The sequence below is a fragment of the Ensifer adhaerens genome (assembly GCF_001270265.1).
Classification (GTDB): domain Bacteria; phylum Pseudomonadota; class Alphaproteobacteria; order Rhizobiales; family Rhizobiaceae; genus Ensifer; species Ensifer adhaerens_B.
In genome coordinates this window covers 182,753-189,375 of the sequence record NZ_LGAP01000009.1, presented here as the reverse complement: position 1 = coordinate 189,375, position 6,623 = coordinate 182,753, and the positions used below count along the sequence as shown (strand labels likewise).

Genomic DNA, 6,623 nt, shown 5'->3' with positions numbered 1-6,623 from the left:
GCCCACGTTTCTCTTTCTCTCTATGCAATTGTCAAAAAACAGACGGTCAAACCGTCAGAACTCCCAAAGCCGAAACTTCCGCCCCAGCCAATCAGCATCCGCCAATCAAGGAAACTCTAGAGCGAAGGTCGTCGTCGCCAGCAGCGCCGCCGCCCTCGTTCAGTGATCGGGCTTATAGACCCACCCCATCACACACGTCAACAGACAATTTCAAAAAAAATGACAGTTTTCTGACAAAGTCCGGAAACGCGGGCTTTTTGCCCCGAAAAAACTTCCAACGCCTCCGAACGGCCTGTGGAGACACATTTTGGCCCTTACTTCTTCACAATCCATCGATCTAAGCGAAATCGACGGAGCGTCACACGGGTGCGCACGGGGACGCGGATGCGCACAAACAACGTGTGTACGCCCCTCCCCCGGCGATTTGACTCCCGTGTGTGAAAGATGCACATCTTCGCGCAACGTATCGTCTGTAAGAATACGGCAAGAGAAATCAGGGGCCCCCAGCTCGGAATGATCACCGACAAAAAAATGGTCCGGTCGCTTGGCGACCAACCGCCGATCCTTGCGGACGGCCGGCGCGCGCCGGACAGGCGCGAGATTTCGTTGCGCTGGCTTTCCGGTACGTTCCTGACCGGCATCACCTCCAGCCTTCTTATGGGCGTCGCCCTTTTCGCAGCACTTGACGGTCGCCAGCAGCTGGCAATCCCGGCCGAAGCCTATGCCGCGCTCGATGCGTCGAACGGCGGCAATGCCCCTGTTAATGCCAAGCGCGGCGACCGCATCCTTTCTCCCAACATCGTTGCCAAGCCGGCCGACAAGACCGTCATGGAAGTCTCGACGATGATCCATGACGGCGAGAAGGAAGTGGTGCGCAAGCAGCCCTTCGTTCACGTCAAGATGGCGCTTGCCGCCAACCACCAGGTTTCCGACAGCTATCCGGATTTCGATCCGTTGGCGATCTTCTCCACCGACGACGCCGATGCCGAACCGCAGGTCGCGCGCACCGGCACGCTCTATGGCTCCAACGTCGATTCCGAGGTGGCGCTGAAGACGGTCGATTTCCCGATCAACGGTTCGAGCCTGACCTTCGACAGCTCGATGTCGCTCGACGAGGTCGAGGAGAATGTGCGCACCAATGGTTCGGTCCTGACCGAAGGCAGCACCCAGGTCGCTTCGCTCTTCTATGTCGACCCGCAGCGTTTCGCCTCCGATAGCGACGGCCTCGATCTGCTGCAGGGTCTGACCGCGCGCATCGTCGAGCAGAACAAGAGCGATGCGGCTTACGAGAGCATCAACGAACAAAGCACCGAATATGCCGACGACATCATCCCGGTGCGCCGCAAGACCGACATCGCGACCGCCATGGTCAATGCCGGTTATGCCAAGGCGCAGGCCGAAGACGCAGCCGGCTATATCGGCGACGCGCTCGGCGCCAAGGAACTAAACGACGGCGACGTCCTGCGCATCGGCATCATCCAGAAGGGCGAGGAAGCGCGCATCGTTCGCGCCACCATCTATTCGCGCAACCGCCATGTGCTGACGATGGCCGTCGATGACGGCGGCCGCTTCGTGCCCGGCGCCGAGCCGCCCAAGCTCGATGCGGTCGCGACCGCCTTCGACGACAACGGCACGCCGACGATCACCAGCACCCACGATCTGCCGCGTGTCTATGACGGCATCTACCGCGCCGCGCTGTCCTACGGCATGAGCACCGACATGGTCGGGCTCGTGGTCAAGCTGCTCGCCAGCAATGTCGACTTCCAGGCGCAGCTGAAACCGACGGATTCGCTCGAAGCCTTCTTCTCGGTCACCGACGATCGCGGCATGGCAACGGCGGAATCCGAACTGCTTTACGTCAGGGCGAAGTTCGGCGATGCGGAAACGACCTTCTACCGCTTCCAGGATCCGGACGACAATTCGATCGACTACTTCAACAGCGAAGGCAAGAGCATCCGGCAGTTCCTGCTGCGCAACCCCGTGCCGAACGGCCATTTCCGCTCCGGCTTCGGCATGCGCCGCCACCCGATCCTCGGCTTCTCGCGCATGCACACCGGCGTCGATTGGTCAGCTCCCCGCGGCACGCCGATCATCGCAGCCGGCAACGGTACGGTGGAGAAGGCTGGCTGGGATTCCGGCGGATACGGCAACCAGACGCTGATCCGCCATGCCAACGGCTATGTCTCCTCCTATAACCACCAGAGCGCGATCGCCAAGACCGTCAAGGCCGGCGCGAAAGTGGTCCAGGGCCAGGTGATCGGCTGGGTCGGCACGACGGGTCTTTCGACCGGTCCGCACCTGCACTACGAGCTGATCGTCAACGGCAACAAGGTTGATCCGCTGCGCATCCGCCTGCCGGGCGGCAAATCGCTGGGCGGTGACGCGCTCGCGAAGTTCGAGAAGGAGCGCGACCGCATCGACGAGTTGCTGAACAAGGACGGCAGCGAAGTCGCCAGCAAGTAGCCCGCGACATCCGCGGTTCGGCGCTTCGATCGGCGGTGGCCGCGATCCCTGCAGCGACGGAATTTCAAGTGCATGAACGAAAAAGGCCGCCCCGAAAGGCGGCCTTTTGCAGTTTCTGTGGTTCAGGCGGCTACCTTTTCCGTGCCGGCGCCACGCTTGAAGTTCAGCCGGTCGGAGCCGGCAAGAACCTTGATGGCGGATCCGTCCGGGAACTCGCCCTGCAGGATCTTCTCGGCGAGCGGATCCTGAAGATACTTCTGGATCGTCCGCTTCAAGGGGCGGGCGCCATAGGCGGGATCGTAGCCCTTTTCGGCCAGGAACGTCCGCGCGTCGTCCTCCAGTTCCAGCGTGATCTTGCGCTCGGACAGCAGCCTGCGCAGCCGGGCCAGCTGGATATCGACGATCGCGCCCATTTCCGAGCGACGCAGCCTGTGGAACAGGATGATCTCGTCGACGCGGTTCAGGAACTCCGGCCGGAAGGCCGACTTGACGACGTCCATCACCTGGTCGCGAACGACATCGCTGTCCTCGTTCTCACCGAGCCCGATCAGATATTCCGCGCCGAGGTTCGAGGTCATGATGATCATCGTGTTGCGGAAGTCGACAGTGCGCCCCTGACCATCGGTCAGGCGACCGTCGTCGAGCACCTGCAGTAGCACGTTGAAGACATCCGGATGCGCCTTCTCGATTTCGTCGAACAGCACGACCTGATAGGGCCGGCGGCGGACGGATTCGGTCAGCGCTCCGCCTTCCTCGTAGCCGACATAGCCGGGAGGTGCGCCGATCAGCCGGGCAACGGAGTGCTTCTCCATATATTCCGACATGTCGACGCGCAGCAGCGCGGTCTCGTCGTCGAACAGGAAGCGGGCGAGCGCCTTGGTTAACTCGGTCTTGCCCACCCCGGTCGGGCCGAGGAAGATGAACGAGCCGATCGGCCGGTTCGGATCCTGCAGGCCGGCACGGGCGCGACGAACGGCGCGCGATACGGCCTGGACGGCATCGCCCTGGCCGACGACCCACTTCGCCAGCTCGTCTTCCATCCGAAGCAGCTTGTCGCGCTCGCCTTCCAGCATCTTGTCGACCGGGATACCGGTCCAGCGCGAAACCACATGGGCGATGTTGTCAGGGGTCACGACCTCCTGCACCATCGGATTGGCGTTGGCGTTCTCCTGGCTTTCGGCATCGGAAAGCTCTTTTTCGAGCTTGGGGATGACGCCATAGGTCAGTTCGCCGGCGCGCTGGAATTCACCCTTGCGCTGGACGATCGCCAGTTCGTTGCGGGCCTCATCAAGCTGCTTCTTGAGGTCGGCGGCGCGGCCAAGCTTCTGCTTCTCCGCCTGCCAACGCGCCGTCAGCGCCGACGCCTGCTCCTCAAGCGAGACCAGATCGAGCTCGAGCTTCTCCAGCCGGTCCTTCGACGAAGTGTCGGTTTCCTTCTTCAGCGCTTCACGCTCGATCTTCAGCTGCATGATGCGCCGATCGAGTTCATCGAGCTCCTCGGGCTTGGAATCCACCTGCATCCGCAGACGCGAGGCGGCCTCGTCCATTAGGTCGATCGCCTTATCAGGCAGGAACCTGTCGGTGATGTAGCGGTTGGAAAGCGTAGCGGCGGCAACCAGCGCGGAATCGGAGATCCGCACCTTGTGATGCTGCTCGTACTTTTCCTTCAGGCCGCGCAGGATCGAGATGGTGTCCTCGACCGTCGGCTCCTCGACCATGACGGGCTGGAAGCGGCGCGCAAGGGCTGCGTCCTTTTCGACGTGCTTGCGGTATTCGTCGAGCGTGGTCGCGCCAACGCAATGCAACTCGCCGCGCGCAAGCGCAGGCTTCAAGAGGTTGGAGGCATCCATCGCCCCTTCCGCCTTGCCGGCGCCGACCAGCGTGTGCATTTCGTCGATGAACAGGATGATTTCGCCGTTTTCCGCCTGCACTTCGTTGAGCACGGCCTTCAGCCGCTCTTCGAATTCGCCGCGGAACTTCGCGCCCGCGATCAACGCGCCCATGTCGAGCGCCATCAGCCGCTTGTCCTTCAGGCTTTCCGGCACGTCGCCATTGACGATGCGCAGAGCAAGGCCCTCGGCGATCGCCGTCTTGCCAACGCCGGGCTCACCGATCAGAACCGGGTTGTTCTTGGTCCGGCGCGACAGTACCTGGATCGTGCGACGGATTTCGTCGTCACGGCCGATCACCGGGTCGAGCTTGCCTTCGCGCGCATCGGCCGTCAGGTCACGGGCGTATTTCTTCAGGCTGTCGAAGCCCTGCTCGGCATTGGCGCTGTCGGCCGTTCTGCCCTTGCGGATGTCGTTGATGACCTGGTTGAGCTTGGTCGGCGTCACGCCGGCTTTCTTCAGGATGTCGGCCGTGGCAGCGGAGCTTTCGATCGCCAGCGCCAGAAGCAGGCGCTCGACCGTCACGAAGCTGTCACCGGCTTTCTTGGCCGCTTCTTCGGCGCTCGAAAAGACGCGAGCAAGCGGCTGCGACAGATAGACGGAACCGTTGCCGCCGGAAACCTTCGGTAGTTTTGCCAAGGCTGCATCATTGCCGGCGCGCGCTTCGCGCGCATCACCGCCCGCCCGCTCGATCAGTGAGGCGGCCATGCCCTGGTCGTCGTCGAGCAGCACTTTCAGCACATGCTCGGGCGTGAACTGCTGATGTCCCTGCGCCAACGCATAGGTTTGCGCCGATTGCAGGAAACCGCGCACGCGTTCGGAATATTTCTCGATATTCATTCTCTACCTCCATAGCCCACCAGGCCCGTCACGCGGCACCCGCTGGTGTTTCAGGATCAGGCTCCCGCATTCGGCGAACCTGTCATTGCCCGTCGATCCACACCTTGCGCGGGATCAACTCGTGCGAAGCGAATATGGGGCAGCGGTTTTCGAAATTAAAGGGCTGATTGCATGTCGCAAATAGGAAATCTTGCGGGGGATGCAAACGGCCACGCCTCTTTGCGATGCGTGGCCGTTTGCAAGTGGATGCCGGGCATGTTCGTGCTGTCTCGGACGAACGCCCCTCGGCGGCAACCCAGAGGTCAGTGATCGACAAATGACGTGCCGAACTCCTTCATCCGAGAAACGTAGTAGGCCGGCTCGATCAGCACCTCAGGTAGATAGAGGCCGGCCTTGGGCGCCTCGCCGCCGGCAAGACCGAGCATGCGCTCGACCGCAAGGGCAACGCCAAGCGCCGTCAACGGCGCCTGCCCCTGCGGATGCACAATCTCGTGCCGGAGCGTCAACGGTTCTCCGTCCTTCGCCTGTCCAGCGACTTCAAGCGTGATCTCGGTTGAAAACGGTTCGCCGCGCCGGCGGCTGGCGGACACGCTATAGGCAAGGTCAAGCCGGATTTCCTTGGCGCCGGTTCGCGCGGCCAGCGCCATGACGTCAAAGGGCGAATAGGCGGCAGCATCGAGTTCGACGCCATCGACACTTCTGTAGCGCGCGAGTGCCTCTTGCCCGCTCGCCCAATGCAGCTTGCCGTCCTTGACCGTGAGCGACGCAGGCGCATTACCGGTAATGCGGTTGTAGTCGGCGAGTGCCGCGGGCCCGCCCATGTCCTCTTCGTCGAGCAGCACGCCGATGCGGATCGCATCGACCGTCTCATAGGACGAGAGGGTGTCGAGCACGGGGAAAATCGCGGCTCCCGCAAGCCAATGGCTGGCGAGCAGGATCGGCGCCTTGTCCGGCGCATGGATATACTGTGCAACCTCCGGCCCGACCTCGAACGTTCCACTGGAGAGGCTGATATACGGTATTCCCTTGTTCTGCGCGTACCGCATCGAGGTCAGTCTCTCGTCCTTGACGAAGATGACCACGGCGCTGAACGCGGCATTGTCGTCAAGGCCAAGATCGGCGCGGTCGAGATCGACCACTACGCCGATCGCTCCCCCGACCTCGTCGGCGACGGCCTGCGCCCGGGAGAGATCCCGACCGCCGATTGCCAGTGGCAAACCGGGGTGCAGCCTGCGGATCGCCTTGGCCGCCTGTGACCCGACGACGCCGGAGCCGCCGATGATCAGGACGGGTGAGAACTTGCTCGACATGTTCATATCTCCTAGACGGAAGAGAGGTCGGCATTTTTGCCAACCTACCATTAGTAAGTTACCATCAGTAGATAAGTAGCAAACGCGCTGCGTCAAGGGATTGGGATATTTTATCGCCTGG

At 62.1% G+C, this 6,623-nt stretch carries 3 protein-coding genes; 1 reads left to right on the top strand and 2 read right to left on the bottom strand.

Translation table 11 applies throughout. The features are described 5' to 3' along the window. Positions 1-513: 513 nt before the first annotated feature. Positions 514-2,463: a M23 family metallopeptidase gene (locus AC244_RS16345; protein WP_053249865.1), complete on the top strand. Its 1,950-nt coding sequence runs from the start codon at positions 514-516 to the stop codon at positions 2,461-2,463. 122 nt (positions 2,464-2,585) lie between these two features. Here AC244_RS16345 and clpB read toward each other — a convergent pair whose 3' ends face one another. Next, on the bottom strand, positions 2,586-5,192 hold the full coding sequence (gene clpB / locus AC244_RS16340; RefSeq protein WP_053249864.1) for an ATP-dependent chaperone ClpB: 2,607 nt from the start codon (positions 5,190-5,192) through the stop codon (positions 2,586-2,588). 302 nt (positions 5,193-5,494) lie between these two features. Beyond that, positions 5,495-6,502: a saccharopine dehydrogenase gene (locus tag AC244_RS16335; RefSeq protein ID WP_053249888.1), complete on the bottom strand. Its 1,008-nt coding sequence runs from the start codon at positions 6,500-6,502 to the stop codon at positions 5,495-5,497. Positions 6,503-6,623: the final 121 nt, after the last annotated feature.

Excerpts from the sequence above, each read along its gene's own strand:
- clpB (WP_053249864.1), bottom strand. The coding sequence starts at position 5,192 with ATGAATATCGAGAAATATTCCGAACGCGTGCGCGGTTTCCTGCAATCG.
- AC244_RS16335 (WP_053249888.1), bottom strand. The coding sequence starts at position 6,502 with ATGTCGAGCAAGTTCTCACCCGTCCTGATCATCGGCGGCTCCGGCGTC.
- AC244_RS16345 (WP_053249865.1), top strand. The coding sequence starts at position 514 with ATGATCACCGACAAAAAAATGGTCCGGTCGCTTGGCGACCAACCGCCG.